Here is a 15991-nt window from a genome sequence, read left to right on the forward strand (position 1 = left end):
GGAGTAAAAAAGAAATTTATTTCTCACACATAGCTATGTGAATTGATGCTAGTGAAACGCCTTTTTACAGATAAAGTAAAACTATGTTTCTATGTGTTTAAAAATTCTGCATTATTCAATTTTGTCAAAGCAGCCACTAAGCTTGTCATCCTGAGGAAAGAGGGGGCTCAGCAAAGTTTTAAAATCCAAACTTAATTTTAATAGACGTCTTTCATCATTTTTAAGTAAATCTGAATTAGTAAGCAATTTTCTTGTGAAAGACACAGAAGAGCTGTTTTTGCCGACAGCTCTTTTTTTTTAAACCATCAAAAAATGAAAAAAATAATCATCGCAATATTTCTTTTGTGCAGCGGTCTTATGTCTGCACAAATGTATAATCCAGTAAAATGGAAAACCTCAGTTGAGAAAATTTCCGATCAGGAATATCTTTTAAAAGTTCAGGCCGAAATACAATCGGGCTGGCATTTGTACGGGCAATATATTGAAGAAGGCGGACCGTCAAAAACCGCTTTTACATTCAATAATCCAAATAAAAATTTCGATTTAATCGGAAAAACAACCGAAGAAAAAGGACACGAAGTAGTGGATAAAATCTTCGATATGAAAATTAAATATTTTGAAGGAAAAGCACTTTTTACCCAAAAAATAAAATTCAATGCAGCACCAATTTCCAAAGTCATTGCTTCTGTTGATTTTATGGTTTGTGATGACAGTAATTGTTTACCGCCAACGACTGAAGAATTAACGTTTAAAATTCCGAGTGAAAAGAAAGCAGCTTCCGCCGAAGAAACTCCAATTGTAAAAGAAGATTCTGTAGTTTCAGAAGAAAAAACAATTGTTCAAACTGAAGAAAAAGTACAAGGAGCAGTTCCAGATTCACCAAAGAAAACAGAATCCAGAGGATTACTGACCATTTTTATTTTAGCTTTTTTATCAGGATTTGCGGCTTTATTAACGCCTTGTGTTTTTCCGATGATTCCTATGACGGTGAGTTTTTTTACCAAACAAAGTAAAAGTAAAGCGGCCGGAATTCGTAACGCCTTGATTTATGGTTTTTCAATCATTATTATTTACGTTTTATTAGGTTCGATCGTGACGGCTGTTTTTGGTGCCGATTCGCTGAACGCGCTTTCTACAAATGTCTGGTTCAATGTCGTTTTCTTTATTTTATTGGTTGTTTTTGCAGTTTCATTTTTGGGTGCATTCGAAATTATGCTTCCCAATTCTTTAGCCAATAAAGTAGATTCGCAGGCAGACAGAGGCGGATTAATTGGAATTTTCTTCATGGCTTTGGCATTAGCAATCGTCTCATTTTCTTGCACAGGACCTATTGTGGGAACTCTATTAGTCGAAGCAGCTTCAAAAGGAGGCATTGCGCCAATTGTCGGAATGCTTGGGTTTTCTTTCGCAATAGCGCTTCCATTTTCATTATTTGCTGCTTTTCCGGGTTGGTTAAATGCACTTCCAAAATCGGGCGGATGGCTGAATACCGTAAAAGTTGTTTTAGGATTTTTGGAACTGGCTCTGGCGTTTAAATTTTTATCTAATGCCGATTTGGTTCTGCAATTGCATTGGCTGGAAAGAGAAGTTTTCTTAGCAATTTGGATTGCCGTTTTTGGGGCGCTGGCTTTCTATTTATTCGGAAAATTGACATTGCCGCACGATTCGCCTTTAAATCATATTTCAGTCGGAAGATTAAGTTTTGGATTGATCGTTATGAGTTTTGTAATTTACTTGATTCCCGGACTTTGGGGCGCACCTTTAAAACTAATCAGCGGTTTTCCGCCTCCCATGCATTACAGCGAATCGCCAAATGGATTGGGCGTTTCGAGTAATTCGGAAGTAAAAAAAGAAGGTTCACTTCCTGAAGGAGCAGCATACGGACCGCATAATATTATCACTTTTCATGATTATGACAGCGGAATGGAATTCGCCAAAAAAGCTGGAAAACCAGTTTTATTAGACTTCACAGGATTTGCCTGCGTAAACTGCCGAAAAATGGAAGAATTGGTTTGGTCAGATCCTAAAGTTTTGGGCGTTTTAAATAATGATGTTGTTTTGATTTCGCTCTACGTAGACGATAAAAAAGAACTTCCAGAAAACGAGCAATACGTTTCTGAAACTACCGGAAAGAAAATTAAAACAATCGGCAATAAATGGAGCGATCTTCAAATTAAAACGTACAAAGCCAATGCACAGCCGTTTTATGTTATTGTAGATCATAAAAGTGAGAATTTAACAGAACCTTCAGCATACAATCCAGATATTGAGGAATATTACAATTGGCTGCAATCTGGAATCAAAAACTTCAAAAAATAATCGTTTTTAAAGAATAAAAAATGGAAACAAATTTGAAGAAAGTCTCGGTCACAGATTTAGAAAACTATTTTTCAAAATTTAGAGAAAATACAATTGGGAACAATCATACTTTTGAGACGATGTACGGAACTCAAAAAGTATTGTACGCCGATTGGATTGCGAGTGGTCGTTTGTATTTTCCGATTGAAGATATAATGATGCGAAAAATTGGCCCCATGATTGCCAACACGCATTCTTTTTCGAGCGAGACAGGAAAAGCTTCTACTTATGCCTATCAATATGCCCGACAAATAATAAAGGATCATGTAAATGCTTCTGAATCTGATTGTCTTGTGGCGACAGGAACGGGAATGACAGCGGCCTTGTCTAAGTTGCAGCGCATTATCGGACTGCGTTCTAAAGATAATATTTATAATGTGGAGCTTCTTCACGAAAGTGAAAAACCAGTTGTTTTTATTACACATATGGAGCATCATTCTAATCAAGTTCCGTGGTACGAAACGCTTGCTGATGTGGTGGTTTTACCAGCAGGAAAAGACAATTTGATTGATCCGCAGATTTTGGCTTTAGAAATAAAAAAATACGAAAACAGAAGTTTAAAAATTGGTTCGTTTACTGCCTGTTCCAACGTTACAGGAATCATTACGCCTTATCGCGAATTAGCCAAAATCATGCACCAAAATGGCGGTTTTTGTTTTGTAGATTTCGCTGCTTCTGCGCCGTATGTCAAAATTGATATGTATCCAGAAGATACAGAAGAAAGATTGGATGCCATTTTCTTTTCGCCTCATAAATTTTTGGGCGGACCTGGAACTTGCGGTATTTTAGTTTTTAATGAAAAATTATACAAAGCCAGTTTTCCAGATAATCCTGGCGGTGGAAATGTAAAATGTACCAATCCGTGGGGCGGTTTTTATTACAGCGACGCAATCGAAGTCAAAGAAGATGGCGGAACCCCGGGATTTTTGCAGGTAATGCGAACGGCTTTGTGTTTGGAATTGAAAGAACAAATGGGCGTTGCAAACATGAAAAAAAGAGAAAAAGAACTGCTGGATATTTGTTTTTCTGAACTAAAGAAAATTTCAGGATTAAAGATTTTAGGAGATTTAGAAACCGAAAGAATCGGTTGTGTTTCTTTTACTGTAGAAAACATTCATTACAACTTAATCGTAAGACTTTTAAACGATCGCTTCGGAATTCAGGTTCGAGGCGGCTGGTCGTGCGCGAGTACATACGCACATTATTTGTTTGATATCGATGAAGAAAAATCAAATGCAATTACAAAAGGAATTCTCGAAAAAGATTTGACTGAAAAACCAGGATGGGTAAGGGTTTCACTTCATCCAACAATGACAAACGAGGAGCTTTTGTTTATTTGCAATGCTATTCAAAATATTGTTTCAAATATTGAAGAATGGAAAAAGGTGTATCAATACAATCCTTGCACAAACGAGTTTGATAATTTAATGGTTGAAGAAACTATTAAAGAAGAGGTCAAAGAATGGTTTTCTTTGGATTAATTTTTTTAGTGAATTTGCCTCCAGCTTTAGCTGAGGATAAAAATAATTAATTATGAATTAAAAGGCTTTAGCCGAACTTTTAAGTTTTGGCTAAAGCCTTTGTTGCAAATTGTATCGATCAATCTCCAGCTAAAGTTTCAAATCATATCGCTCTTCATAAAACGTTTTTCCCCATTCCTGTACTTCCTCAGACATTGTAAGTTCAAATCCTGCCATTTTATACATTTGGAGCGCTTTATTCTGAAGGCTTGTAGTAAGAAGAAATACATTTTTGAATTTTTTCTCTTTGCAAAAATCGACAGCATCGGTTAAGAGTCTTTTACCAATTCCGAGACCTCTAAAGGCAGGATCAAGAAGAAACCATCTCAATTGCGCTTCTTCATTGGGCTGATGTATAATTGCAACACAGCCAACAATTTTGTTATTGTATTCTGCCATCCAGATACGGTCATTTTCAGGAGAATATTTTTCTAAGAAATCGTAAAAAGTTTTGATCACATATTTCTCAAAATCGCTCGAAAAATGGTATTCTTTTCCATAAATAGCGCCGTGCAAATGAATAATATAACCAATATCTCCAGGAGTAATTTCGTGACGATAAGTAATATCTTCTTTTGCAATTCTATTTTCTGTAAGCAGATTTTTTACGGTATGCATCGAGTTAACTAAAATTTCTTTTTCAGACGGATTTAGTTTTTCAATTTTACCTTCTATTTTATTTTCCGATTTAGTATTTAAAACAGCTAGTAATTCGGTTCCGATATCAGTCAGTTTAATATTGAACGCACGTTTGTCTTCTGACGAAGCTACTTTTACGATTAAATTTTCTTTTAAAAAACGTTTTAAAATTCGGCTTAAATATCCTTTGTCGAGATTTAAAATTTCAGTGATTTTCTGTGCCGTTATTATTTTGCTTTCGCTGATTTCGTAAAGAATACGTATTTCGGTCAACGAATAATCACTATCCAAATAGTGCTGGCTTAATATATCTAAATGTGCAGTATAGAATCGGTTAAAACTCCTAATTTTTGAAGTTGTTGTAGTCATAGATCTTAAAAATTGTATTGTAAAATGCAAATATATAAAAATAGTTGCTTTTGTCAACTAATTTAAATTTTAAAACATAAAAATTGTTCTATTTTAATTAAAAAAACCAGTATTTGTAAGGTGTTAATGTTATAATAAAAGTGTTATTTTTTTGTAAAACGTAAGGCTGAAGTGAGTTGTAATTTGTAACTTAAAATTTCAAGATAAATGAATGATGAAAAAACTACGAATTTCCCTTATAAATATACATGGACTTCTAAAAGGTTCTGGCTTAGAAATTGGTCGGGACGCAGATAACGGAGGACAAACCAAATACGTTTACGAACTTGCAGAATTCTTATCGCAGCATAAAGATGTAGAGCATGTTCATCTTTTTACAAGACTAATTGATGATCCGTCTCTTTCTCCAGAATATGCTGTGCCTGTTGAAGTTATAAATGAAAAGTTAGACATAAGAAGAATTCCGTTTTTAGGAAAAAAATACAAATCGAAGGAACAATTGTGGGAGGGTCTTGATACCTTTGTAAGCGGTGCGATGCAGCATATAAAATCGCACAATATTTACCCCGATTGGATTCATTCACATTATGGAGACGCGGGTTATGCAGCAGCCGAACTTTCTTCCCTTTTAAATATTCCTTTTGCGCATACCGGACATTCGCTGGGTTTTTATAAAAAGAAAAAACTTTTAGAAAGCGGGCAGACCGAAGAAGAACTGGAAAAGAAATTTAAATTTAAAGCCAGAATCGCCGCAGAAGAAAAAACCTTAGAGCTTTCGGAATTTATTATCACTTCTACCGAGCAGGAAATTGAAACCTACAAAGCTTACAAAAACTTCGAAATAGCAAAATACCACGCTATTTCTCCCGGAATAGATACTCGAAAATTTGTTCCTTATTACTACACCGAAGCCGATAACGAAAAACATTTGGAAGAAGCACAGCGCAAATATTGGGTTTCAGAATCGATTTCAAAATTTCTTACCAATCCGCATAAACCTTTTATTCTGGCGCTTTCAAGACCAGATCGTCATAAAAACCTAAATACTTTAATTGAGGTTTACGGCAAAGACAAAGAACTGCAGAGTATTGCCAATTTGGTCATTTTTGCCGGAATTAGAAAAGACATTCAGAAGATGCCGGACTCCGAAAAAGACGTTTTGACCGATTTATTATTGTTAATGGACAAATACGATTTGTACGGTAAAATGGCGATTCCGAAAAAACATGATGTAGAAAATGAAGTTTCGATTATCTATCGTTATGCGGCCGAAAAAAGAGGTGTTTTTGTCAATCTTGCACTTCACGAAAATTTTGGTTTAACGGTTATAGAATCAGCAAGTTCGGGACTTCCGGTTGTGGTTACTAAAAACGGCGGACCTTCAGAAATTATTCCGGTCTGCCAGAACGGAGAATTAGTAGATCCGCAAGACGAAAAGCAGATAAAAAAAGCACTTCTAAATGTTTTAACTGATGAAAATCAATGGAAATATTATTCAAATAACGGAGCTATTAATATTCAAAAACATTACAGCTGGCTGAGCCATGTCAATCAATATGTTGACTTAATCAATGAAAATTTATCACTTTCATCTGGCGCAGGGATCAAAAAACAGCATTATCCAGCCATCAATATTGATCGTTTAAAACGAAAAGTAGAAAATCTGCTAGTCTCTGATATTGACGGAACGCTGATTGAACCAAAGCTAAGCAATCCAGGCTTAAAAGAGTTAAAAGAACATTTGACGAATCGAACGGATAAAATGGCTTTTGCACTTGCTTCGGGCAGAAATCTGGATTTGGTAAAAAAAGTGATTCACGAAGAAAAATTCCCTTTGCCCGATTTTATTATTTGTTCTGTGGGCACCGAAATTTATTATACAAACGGAAACGATTATGTACTCGACAAAGGCTGGGCAAAATTCCTTTCAGGACGCTGGAAAAGAGAAGATATTGAAAACAGACTTTCGACAGTAAAATGGATAAAAATGCAGGAAGAAGAAGCACAGAATCCGTTTAAAATATCGTATTACTATGAACAGGAAAATTACAATCACGAGGAATTAATCGAAGCTTTAGGAACGGGCTGGTACAAAGTAAATATTATTCCGAGTCACGGGCAGTTTTTAGATTTTATTCCAAAACGTGCTTCAAAAGGAAATGCGATTAAATTCTTGTGTAGGAAATGGGCGATTCCGCTGATGAATGTTATTGCGGCGGGAGATTCAGGAAACGATATTGATATGTTTAGAGGTCCGATAAAAGGAATTATTGTTGGAAACCGTAGTTCTGAATTAGCAGAATATGAAACTTCTAAAAGTATTTATGTTGCCAAAACGGCAGCCTCGTCGGGCATTTTAGAAGGTTTAAAGTATTACAAAATCATTAAATAGTTATAATATGTATTCAGGTTCAGGATTTAGTAATTGGGAAATAGGCGACGTAGATGTTTTTATAGACGAAAACGGAATTCATCATTTATTTCACCTCATTATTCCCAATCACGATTATATTGCGCATGCAGTATCTAAAGATGGTCTTTCCTGGAAAAGGGTAAAAAATGCTCTTTTTGTCGGCGATCCGGGAGAATGGGACGATGATATGTTATGGACGATGCATGTCAGTAAAAGATCGACAGGAAAAGGTTACGAAATGTATTATACTGGCTTAAAGCGTCAGGATAAAGGAATTGAGCAAAAAATTGGAAGAGCAGTTTCTAAAGATTTGATCAATTGGACAAAAGACAATTCGTACGATCTTCCGTTTAAAAGTGAACCGCCGCATTACGAAGGCCCAAACAATAACCCCAGAGAATGGATTAGTTTTCGAGATCCTTTTAAATACCAATATGAAGGCGAAGATTATCTCTTAATTTGCGCCAGAAGTGCTTCTGGACCTATTTATCGTCGTGGCTGTATTGGCGTTGCAAAGCGGGAAAAAGAAGGTTTTGTACTTCAGAAACCGCTTCATATTCCGTATGTATATGATGATGTTGAATGCCCTTGTGTTATTGAAATAAAAGGAACTCATTATCTTTTAGGGTCAATTCGCGAAGATATAAAAGTGCGTTATTGGTCTTCGCCAGAATTTAGAGGCGAATATTGCGCTTTTCATAATAATGTATTATTGCCACAGGGAAATTATGCCGCGCGCGTGGTAAAAGACGGGGAACATTTTCTTATTTATAACTTTTATTTCGCCGACGGAAATGTCAATACACACCGCGTGATTCCGCCGCCAAAAGAACTAGATGTAGATCACAGTGGCAGACTGCTTTTGAAAAGTTATTTCTATTGGGAAAAATTATATCAAAAAACGATTCAGCAGAAAGATCTTCCGCAGCCTTTGCCAATTTTAGGAAATCCGACTGCCGAATTTGTAATTGAAAACGAAAACAAATGGCGATTTGGATGCCGAAGCGGTTACGAAATTTATTGTTTTGAAAAACCATCTAATGATTTTGTCTGGGAAGGAACGCTGGCAGTGGAAGGAATGGGAAAAACGGGTTTTGTAATTGAATGTGATAAAGAAGGAACAGGCTATTATATTTCGATTGATTTTATGAATGGTTTTGTACAATTTAGAGCTTGGGGATTTAATGAAAAAGATGTAAAGAATAATTTTATTTTCGAAAACATTCAAACCAATCAGTTTCAAATTGAAGACAAAAAGGAAATTTATTTTAAAATTATCCGTTACGGAAATTACTATGAACTTTCTATAAATGATGTAGTTAAGCTTACTTTGTTAGACTTTAAATACAATGAAGGAAAAGTGGGTATTTATGTTTGTTCGGCTGTTATCTCGGTAAAAGATTCAAAAATTCATGTAATTCCAGAACCGGAAAACGAATACGCAGCTTCAGATCCAGAAAAATATCAGAAGGATTATTCTAGAATGGTTCAGATGTAATTTACCTTAAATTTATTTCACGCAGATTTAAAAAGATTTAAGCAGATTGATATAGATTTTTTTTAAAATATTCTCTCGTAGATTTAGCAGATGTGGCAGATTTTTTTATTGATAAATCGATTTAATCTGCCCAATCTGCGGGAGTAAAATTTCACGCAGATTTTAAAAGATTTAAGCAGATTGTTATAGATTTTTTAAAATATTTCTCTCGCAGATTTAGCAGATTTAGCAGATCTGGGAGATTTTTTTATTTATAAATCGATTTAATCTGTAATCTTTGTCAAATAAAAAGATCCTTTTAAATCTGCTTAAATCTCTTTAAATCTGCGTGAAACAAAAAGATATACAAAATCTAGAACATAAATATTTAAATAACAAAGTGAGTCAGTAAGACTTGCTTTTTTATTTTGACAAAACGGAGCTTCTTTTTTTGCAATTCTTTTTTAGAAATAATCTTCATAATAAAATCCTAACATTAGATAAAAAACAGAACTCATTTATTAATAACAAGTTAAGATTTTGATTTTAGTTAAATTCTAATGTTATTCTAATGTACCGCAAAAATTTTAGCTCTAAATTGCGCGCTCATAAAATCAAGGCACACTGCTTAAAAACACTGGGATTTTGTTTCAAAATTGATTTGTTTTTTGTGAGTAAAATGCTTTTTGAGTGAATGAAGTAAATTTATTTTTTAGAAAAATGTTGAATAAAATTAAAAATAGTCTTTTATGCAAATACCTTCAGGTATTGCTTGTCGGCTATTTTTTAATCAGCAGTTTAAATATTTCCAGCAGTTTTGGCAGAATCATAAATGACAATGCAGAAACCTATACGGTTAAAGGAATTGCGTGCAATTTTCTAAAAAAAGTATTTAAATGTGACGGTGTTCCAGAAGAAGTGGACGATTGCGAAACAAAAGATACAAAAACAACAAAATTAGCAAAAGGAATTCCTGCTGCAGAATATCTAATTTCTATAGGTAATTCAATTCCTAAACTTTATTTCCTCTTTGAAACCAAAGGGAAAAACTACGTTGATAATCCCATATTTTCTTTCGGATTTCACGGCAAAATACATTTGCGGCCTCCGCGAATAAATTCATAAATACTTGTTCTTTAGGAGTTAGAAGAAATTCTTTCATCCTGATTGCGGTTTTTGCCGTATATTTATTCTATGTAATAATCTTGTATTTATTTTAAATTCATGACACCACTTAAACGTTTTTTCAACTTACTGCAGCTGGATAAGCGCGATGTATATCAAATTATATTTTACGCTGCTTTTGCTGGTATAGTAAATCTTTCCCTGCCTTTAGGAATACAGGCTATTATTAATTTTATTCAGAGCGGACAGCTTAGTGTTTCTTGGATTGTCTTGGTTGTTTTGGTAACAATCGGAGTTGGTTTTGGAGGCGTTTTGACTATTTTACAGCTGCGTATTGTAGAGAATCTGCAGCAGCGTATTTTTGTACGTTCGTCTTTTGAATTCGCTTACAGAATGCCTTTAATTAAATTTAAAGAAATGTATTCTGAATACGCACCCGAAAAAGCCAATCGCTTTTTTGATACTTTAATGGTTCAGAAAGGAACGGCAAAACTCTTGCTGGATTTCTGCACTGCATTTCTGCAAGTTGGTTTGGGTATTATTTTATTAGTGCTTTACCATTCTTTCTTTATGGTAATCGGACTTTTGTTTATCGTTATTCTTTATATCATTTTTAAATTTTCGTACAGAGACGGTTTAGAAACCAGTTTAAACGAGTCAAAATTTAAGTATAAAGTAGCTGCATGGCTTCAGGAAATTGCGAGAAATCGTGAGAGTTTCAGAAGAAAAGGTGCTTTTGAATATGCTTTAAACAGAAATGACGGTTATGCAGCCGAATATGTAAATTACCGTGAAAAGCACTTTCAGGTAATGAAAAAACAATATATACAGCTGACTATCTTTAAAGTTATTGTTACTGCTGCCTTATTGTCTATTGGTGGTTTTCTGGTAATTCACCATCAAATGAACATAGGGCAGTTTGTGGCAGCTGAAATTGTAATTGTATTGCTGATCAATTCAGTAGAAAAAATCATTTTCGGGTTAGAATCTTTTTATGATGTTTTGACTTCTGTGGAGAAAATAGGGCAGGTGACCGATATGGAAATTTCTTGTATTCCTGAAACTTCAGACAAAACAGAAAAAGGAATTAATATTGAGACCGAAAGTATCAATTATAATTATCCAGAACACAGTAAAAAGTCGCTTAAAAATATTAATCTTAAAATTTCACAAGGCGAAAAAATCATTCTTACGGGACCAAACGGAGCAGGAAAAAGTACTTTACTGCGACTTCTTTCTGGAGTTTTAGAACCAGAAAGCGGGGCGATGTATGTGACCGATAATTATATGAATCGTCTTAACGAAGATACATATAGAGCACAAGCGGGAACTTTTTTACAAGGTGATACGCTTTTTGCTGGAACAATTCGTGAAAATATCATTTTTGGAAATGATAAATTAAACAGCGACGACCTAAAATGGGCGTTGGATAATGTTGGCTTAACACCCTACATTAAGACTTTTGAGAACGGATTAGAGAATCAGATTCATCCGGGCGGACGCGAACTTTCGGCTTCTGACGTTCAAAAAATTCTTTTGGCGCGAAGCATTGTTGGTAAACCTAATATTTTATTCTTAGAAGATCCTGTCGACAAAATGGACGACATAACTTCGAGTAAAATTGTGGATTTTTTACTTTCTGAAGAAAATGACTGGACCGTAATTGTAACTTCTAAAAATGATATTTGGAAGAGCAAATGCAGTCGTATGGTTACGATCGATGACGGAAAAATTATTAACGACATAAAGCTTTAATCATGCTCAATATATCTAAAGATAATCACGTACTTATAACTCCGGGCGACTATAAATCGATTACGAGCGTAGCCCGCAGACCTCATTATAGAATTTTAAACAAAGTTATCATCGGGTTTTTGATATTCTTAGTTTTCTGTCTTTTTCTCCCTTGGACACAGAATATTTCAGGAAGCGGTTCTGTAACAACTTTAAAACCAGATCAAAGACCGCAAACTGTTCATAACACCATTGCAGGACGAATCGAAAAATGGTATGTAAAAGAAGGTGATTATGTAAAAAAAGGAGATACAATTCTTTTTATTTCTGAAATCAAAGAAGACTATTTAGACCCAAATTTGGTCGGAAATACCAAACAACAGGTTGACGCAAAAAAAATGGCAGTAGAATCGTATGGCGATAAAGTGAATTCGCTAGACGTTCAGGCACAATCGCTTAATACAGAAAGACAATTAAAATTGCAGCAGGCACAGAATAAAATAAAGCAGGCGCAATTAAAAATTAAAAGCGATAGTATGGATCTTGTTGCGGTAAAAACGCAATTGAGAATTGCTAAAACACAATTTGATCGTTCAACAGCTTTAAACAAAGAAGGTTTAAAACCAATGACGGATGTTGAGCAGAAAAGATTAAAACTGCAAGAATCTGAAGCTTATATTATTACGCAAGAAAATAAACTTTTAAGCAGTAGAAATGAATTGATTAATGCGAAGGTAGAAATCAACAGAATCACGGCAGAATATGCAGAGAAGATTTCGAAATCTAAAAGTGATAAGTTTACGGCTTTGAGTACGCAATATGATACAGAAGCTCAGGTAAATAAATTAGAAAATCAATATACAAATTACAGACTTAGAAACGGGTTGTATTACATTACAGCGCCTCAGAGCGGTTATGTAAACCGTGCTCTTTTGGCTGGTCTTGGAGAAACGATTAAAGAAGGAACTTCGATCGTGAGTATCATGCCGGCAAGTTATGATATTGCGGTAGAAACTTATGTAGACCCGATAGATTTACCGTTGGTACACCGAGGTGCAAATGTGCGTGTATGGTTTGACGGATGGCCAAGAATTGTATTCTCAGGATGGCCAGGATTATCATACGGAACGTATGGCGGAAAAGTAGTAGCGATTGAAAACTTCATTAGCCCAAACGGGAAATACAGAATTTTGGTTGCGCCAGATGGAGAAGACCGTCATTGGCCTAAAGAACTTAGTATTGGTGCCGGAGCGCAGAGTATAGCTTTGCTGGAAACAGTTTCTGTATGGTATGAGATTTGGCGAAACTTAAACGGTTTCCCTCCAAATTATTATAATTCTGGTGAAAAAGAAGCAAAAGGAAAGGAGAAAAAGTAAAATGAGAAATCTTGTAAAATTGTTTTCTTTCTTAATTTTCTTCGGCTTCTCGACTTTATCTGCTCAGAATTTTAATGAAGAAGAATTGACTTTCAGCGAGTTCCTGGGATATGTAAAAAAATACCATCCGCTGGTCAAACAAGCCAATCTTGAAGTGAGTAATGCGCAGGCAAAATTAATGGCAGCGCGCGGCGGATTTGATCCGAAAATTGAAGTTGATTACAATAAGAAAGAATTTAAAGGAACAGAATATTATTCGTTATTAAACAGCAGTTTCAAAATTCCGACCTGGTACGGAATTGAAGTTAAAGCAGGTTTTGATGACACAGACGGGCAATATTACAATCCGCAGAATCGTACGCCAGAAGCAGGTTTAACTTCGCTTGGTGTCAGCGTGGCTTTAGGGCAAGGGATGTTTATTAACCAAAGAATGGCCGACGTTCGCGAAGGAAAACTTCAGGTAAAACTGAGTGATGCTGAGAGAAAATTAAAAGCCATTGCAGTTTTATACAAGGCTAGTGAAGCTTATTTTGAATGGAGAAAAAGCTATAACGAAGCCGAATTGTATAAAAACTATTTAGGTTTTGCAAGTACACGTTTTGAAGGCGTTAGAAAGTTGATAGAATCTGGAGATGCTCCGGCAATTGACAGCGTTGAAGCTAAAATTACGGTAAGAAACCGCGAATTAAATCTTGAAAACGGAAACCTGAAATTAGCGAAAGCAAAGCTAAATCTTGCTAATTATTTATGGATTGAAAATGTTCCGGTTGAATTGGGAGATTTGGTAAAACCAGAGCAAAATTTAGTTCAGACAATAGAAGAGACTTTACGTACAGACGCTATGATGGTTGATGTTGAATCGTTGGATTCGCATCCGAAAATTCAGTCTCTGGAAACCAAAATGTCTATTCTGGAAGTTAATCGTCAGTTAAAGGCAAATTCACTTCTTCCAAAAGTAAACGTCGGATACAATTACATATCTGAGCCACAGTATTGGAACACTTTTAATGCCGACGATTATAAATTTAATGTTGATTTCAGTTTCCCAATTTTTCTTAGAAAAGAGCGTGGAAATTTGAAAATGGCTAAAATTAAAATTCAAGACTTGCAGTTTGATATCGGACAGCAGCGATTGGAATTAAAAAATAAAATTAAAGCGCAGCAAACAGAAATTGCCTCTTTAAGAAGACAGAAAATCGTGATCGATAATCTTGTAAAAGATTATATGATGATGCTGAACTCCGAAGAAAAATTATTTTCTTTTGGTGAAAGTTCCATTTTCTTGATCAATTCTAGAGAGAACAATTTAGTAAGTGCTAAGCTTTCACAGATTAGTTTAGAGAATCAATTTTATCTGTCAAATGCCGAGTTATACAAGATCTTGGCAAATCCAGATTAATTTTTTCCTTTGCTATATTAAATATTTTTAGTTAGTTCGAAAAGAGCTCGATGGGATATCGAGCTCTTTTTAAATTAAATTTTTTTAATGAATGACTATCAGTTTGTCATCAGAAAAAAATTAGTAAACAAACTTAACTTCATTGTTGTAAAGGTAAACTGCATTTAATCCTTTCTTCTTTTGTTCTATTTTCTTTAATGTTTTCTTCTTGAGATTAAAACGAACAATATTGAATTGACAATCTTCAAAATAAAGATCATTTCCGATTAAATGGAATTGACTGTCGCAAGGCTTATTTTCTTTATTGAATTTATAGAACGTTTTTGATTTTTGCGCTTCCAAATCAAATTCTTTTAAAACTCCGTCATAAGTATAATAAAGTATATTGTTGTTATATACAATCGTATTTGCGATTAGATCAAACGTTTGATTTTCTTCAGCCAAAACAGTTCCCGTTTTTTTGTCAAGTAATAGGATTTTACCCTCGTTTTTCATCGGGTTTCCGGTTATACCAGAAAAGATAAAGTTGTTATAAACTAATAATTTTGATAATCCTTCTAAATCTGATTTATATGACCATATTTTCTTTCCGTTGTTTAATTTGTAAGCAGAAAGCGTATTGCATTGAAAATCGGAAACATATAGTTTTTCTTTGTCAAAAGTAAATTCAATAATAAAACTTGAATTACAAACTGAAGAGTGGCTTTCTTCTAAATGATAAACAGGTTTTCCTGTCTGGCTGTTAAGTGCAGTTAAACCGAAATCACGAATTCCGATTACAATCAAAGTGTCATTAACACATTTTATGGCATTGATTTTTTGTTCGGTCGTGTAAGTCCATTTTGCAGTATTTGTTTTGATATCAATACAGCTTAATTTATTTTCAGAAAAAACGCTGTACAGTCGATTATTTTTATCTAAAATGGGCTGTGGTCTTATTGCTTCAGTATCATTTATTTTTTTAGAGAAAATGATATTTTTATTTTTAATGTTTTCTATAATCACACTATCTTTTAATGTGCTACAAACCAATAAAGTGTCGTTAAAAACAGAAGCCGTGCCGCTTAACCTGAAAGTATCGTTATTTTTTTTCTGACATGCAATAATTAGTAAGGATATAAAGAGCAGGGTTTTATATTTCATATATTTTAATGTAAAACTATTTACAAATCGCTTGATAATAGGCATAAAAATAGCAACTAAAAACACTTAAAAATAAAATCGTAAAAAGTAAAACTGAAACGATAATCTTTTTAAAATCTCTTTTAAACCAAAATAGCAAGAATGGTATTTCTATTAAAAGAAGGATTAAATATTGATTTACTGAATTTCGCAGTAAAACATAAAATTGATGATTTATTTCACTGCATTCTATTTTGGGAGAAGTTGCAAATAAAATTAGCTGTAAAAATGTACCGATAAGAATTAAAACTGTGATTAGAATTAATGGTTTTTTCATTGACTACTTTTAAAAAGATAATAGAATTTTGACAATCTTTTCTCAGATATAATTTCTTTTCAGGTAAAAAGCTGGTAAAAAAATATTGATTACACTTAAAATCAAATTTGGCAATACCGACT

The 15991-nt window shown here is 34.3% G+C and carries 11 protein-coding genes; 8 read left to right on the forward strand and 3 right to left on the reverse strand.

The window, feature by feature from the left end; translation table 11 throughout:
• Positions 1 to 312: 312 nt before the first annotated feature.
• Both ACFSC2_RS05105 and ACFSC2_RS05110 read left to right on the forward strand, forming a co-directional pair.
• A complete protein-coding gene (locus ACFSC2_RS05105) occupies positions 313 to 2319 on the forward strand; it encodes a protein-disulfide reductase DsbD family protein (protein ID WP_379816642.1) in 2007 nt (668 codons plus the stop codon).
• A gap of 20 nt (positions 2320 to 2339) precedes the next feature.
• The gene (locus tag ACFSC2_RS05110; protein WP_379816641.1) at positions 2340 to 3839 is read left to right on the forward strand and encodes an aminotransferase class V-fold PLP-dependent enzyme; all 1500 of its coding nucleotides are present in this window, start codon (positions 2340 to 2342) and stop codon (positions 3837 to 3839) included.
• Positions 3840 to 3968: 129 nt separating this feature from the next.
• Here the strand turns inward: ACFSC2_RS05110 and ACFSC2_RS05115 are convergent, their stop codons facing one another.
• A complete protein-coding gene (locus tag ACFSC2_RS05115; protein WP_379816640.1) occupies positions 3969 to 4886 on the reverse strand; it encodes a bifunctional helix-turn-helix transcriptional regulator/GNAT family N-acetyltransferase in 918 nt (305 codons plus the stop codon).
• Positions 4887 to 5100: 214 nt separating this feature from the next.
• Here ACFSC2_RS05115 and ACFSC2_RS05120 point away from each other — a divergent pair, with 214 nt between their 5' ends.
• The 6 genes from ACFSC2_RS05120 to ACFSC2_RS05145 all read left to right on the forward strand — a co-directional run bounded on the left by ACFSC2_RS05120 (position 5101) and on the right by ACFSC2_RS05145 (position 14410).
• Complete coding sequence (locus tag ACFSC2_RS05120) at positions 5101 to 7278, forward strand: HAD-IIB family hydrolase (protein WP_379816639.1); 2178 nt, start codon at positions 5101 to 5103, stop codon at positions 7276 to 7278.
• A 7-nt stretch (positions 7279 to 7285) separates the two neighbouring features.
• Entirely contained in the window at positions 7286 to 8797 is a 1512-nt protein-coding gene (locus tag ACFSC2_RS05125) for a glycoside hydrolase family protein (protein WP_379816638.1), read from the forward strand.
• A 699-nt stretch (positions 8798 to 9496) separates the two neighbouring features.
• Complete coding sequence (locus tag ACFSC2_RS05130) at positions 9497 to 9901, forward strand: hypothetical protein (protein ID WP_379818572.1); 405 nt, start codon at positions 9497 to 9499, stop codon at positions 9899 to 9901.
• Between the two features lie 99 nt (positions 9902 to 10000).
• Entirely contained in the window at positions 10001 to 11656 is a 1656-nt protein-coding gene (locus tag ACFSC2_RS05135) for a peptidase domain-containing ABC transporter (RefSeq protein ID WP_379816636.1), read from the forward strand.
• A gap of 2 nt (positions 11657 to 11658) precedes the next feature.
• Positions 11659 to 13011, forward strand: a complete 1353-nt coding sequence (locus tag ACFSC2_RS05140; RefSeq protein WP_379816635.1) for an HlyD family secretion protein — start codon at positions 11659 to 11661, stop codon at positions 13009 to 13011.
• 1 nt (position 13012) lies between these two features.
• Positions 13013 to 14410 (forward strand): TolC family protein, encoded by a 1398-nt coding sequence (locus tag ACFSC2_RS05145; RefSeq protein WP_379816634.1) that lies wholly within the window; start codon positions 13013 to 13015, stop codon positions 14408 to 14410.
• 120 nt (positions 14411 to 14530) lie between these two features.
• Here ACFSC2_RS05145 and ACFSC2_RS05150 read toward each other — a convergent pair whose 3' ends face one another.
• Both ACFSC2_RS05150 and ACFSC2_RS05155 read right to left on the reverse strand, forming a co-directional pair.
• Complete coding sequence (locus tag ACFSC2_RS05150; RefSeq protein WP_379816633.1) at positions 14531 to 15553, reverse strand: outer membrane protein assembly factor BamB family protein; 1023 nt, start codon at positions 15551 to 15553, stop codon at positions 14531 to 14533.
• A 16-nt stretch (positions 15554 to 15569) separates the two neighbouring features.
• Complete coding sequence (locus ACFSC2_RS05155; RefSeq protein WP_379816632.1) at positions 15570 to 15869, reverse strand: hypothetical protein; 300 nt, start codon at positions 15867 to 15869, stop codon at positions 15570 to 15572.
• Positions 15870 to 15991 lie beyond the last annotated feature (122 nt).

This window comes from Flavobacterium artemisiae, from assembly GCF_042678225.1.
In the GTDB taxonomy this organism is placed as follows: Bacteria; Bacteroidota; Bacteroidia; order Flavobacteriales; family Flavobacteriaceae; genus Flavobacterium; species Flavobacterium artemisiae.

What these genes read in the sequence shown, in the direction of transcription:
- ACFSC2_RS05105 (WP_379816642.1), top strand. Translation starts at nt 313, where the DNA reads ATGAAAAAAATAATCATCGCAATATTTCTTTTGTGCAGCGGTCTTATG.
- ACFSC2_RS05110 (WP_379816641.1), top strand. Translation starts at nt 2,340, where the DNA reads ATGGAAACAAATTTGAAGAAAGTCTCGGTCACAGATTTAGAAAACTAT.
- ACFSC2_RS05115 (WP_379816640.1), bottom strand. Translation starts at nt 4,886, where the DNA reads ATGACTACAACAACTTCAAAAATTAGGAGTTTTAACCGATTCTATACT.
- ACFSC2_RS05120 (WP_379816639.1), top strand. Translation starts at nt 5,101, where the DNA reads ATGAAAAAACTACGAATTTCCCTTATAAATATACATGGACTTCTAAAA.
- ACFSC2_RS05125 (WP_379816638.1), top strand. Translation starts at nt 7,286, where the DNA reads ATGTATTCAGGTTCAGGATTTAGTAATTGGGAAATAGGCGACGTAGAT.
- ACFSC2_RS05130 (WP_379818572.1), top strand. Translation starts at nt 9,497, where the DNA reads ATGTTGAATAAAATTAAAAATAGTCTTTTATGCAAATACCTTCAGGTA.
- ACFSC2_RS05135 (WP_379816636.1), top strand. Translation starts at nt 10,001, where the DNA reads ATGACACCACTTAAACGTTTTTTCAACTTACTGCAGCTGGATAAGCGC.
- ACFSC2_RS05140 (WP_379816635.1), top strand. Translation starts at nt 11,659, where the DNA reads ATGCTCAATATATCTAAAGATAATCACGTACTTATAACTCCGGGCGAC.
- ACFSC2_RS05145 (WP_379816634.1), top strand. Translation starts at nt 13,013, where the DNA reads ATGAGAAATCTTGTAAAATTGTTTTCTTTCTTAATTTTCTTCGGCTTC.
- ACFSC2_RS05150 (WP_379816633.1), bottom strand. Translation starts at nt 15,553, where the DNA reads ATGAAATATAAAACCCTGCTCTTTATATCCTTACTAATTATTGCATGT.
- ACFSC2_RS05155 (WP_379816632.1), bottom strand. Translation starts at nt 15,869, where the DNA reads ATGAAAAAACCATTAATTCTAATCACAGTTTTAATTCTTATCGGTACA.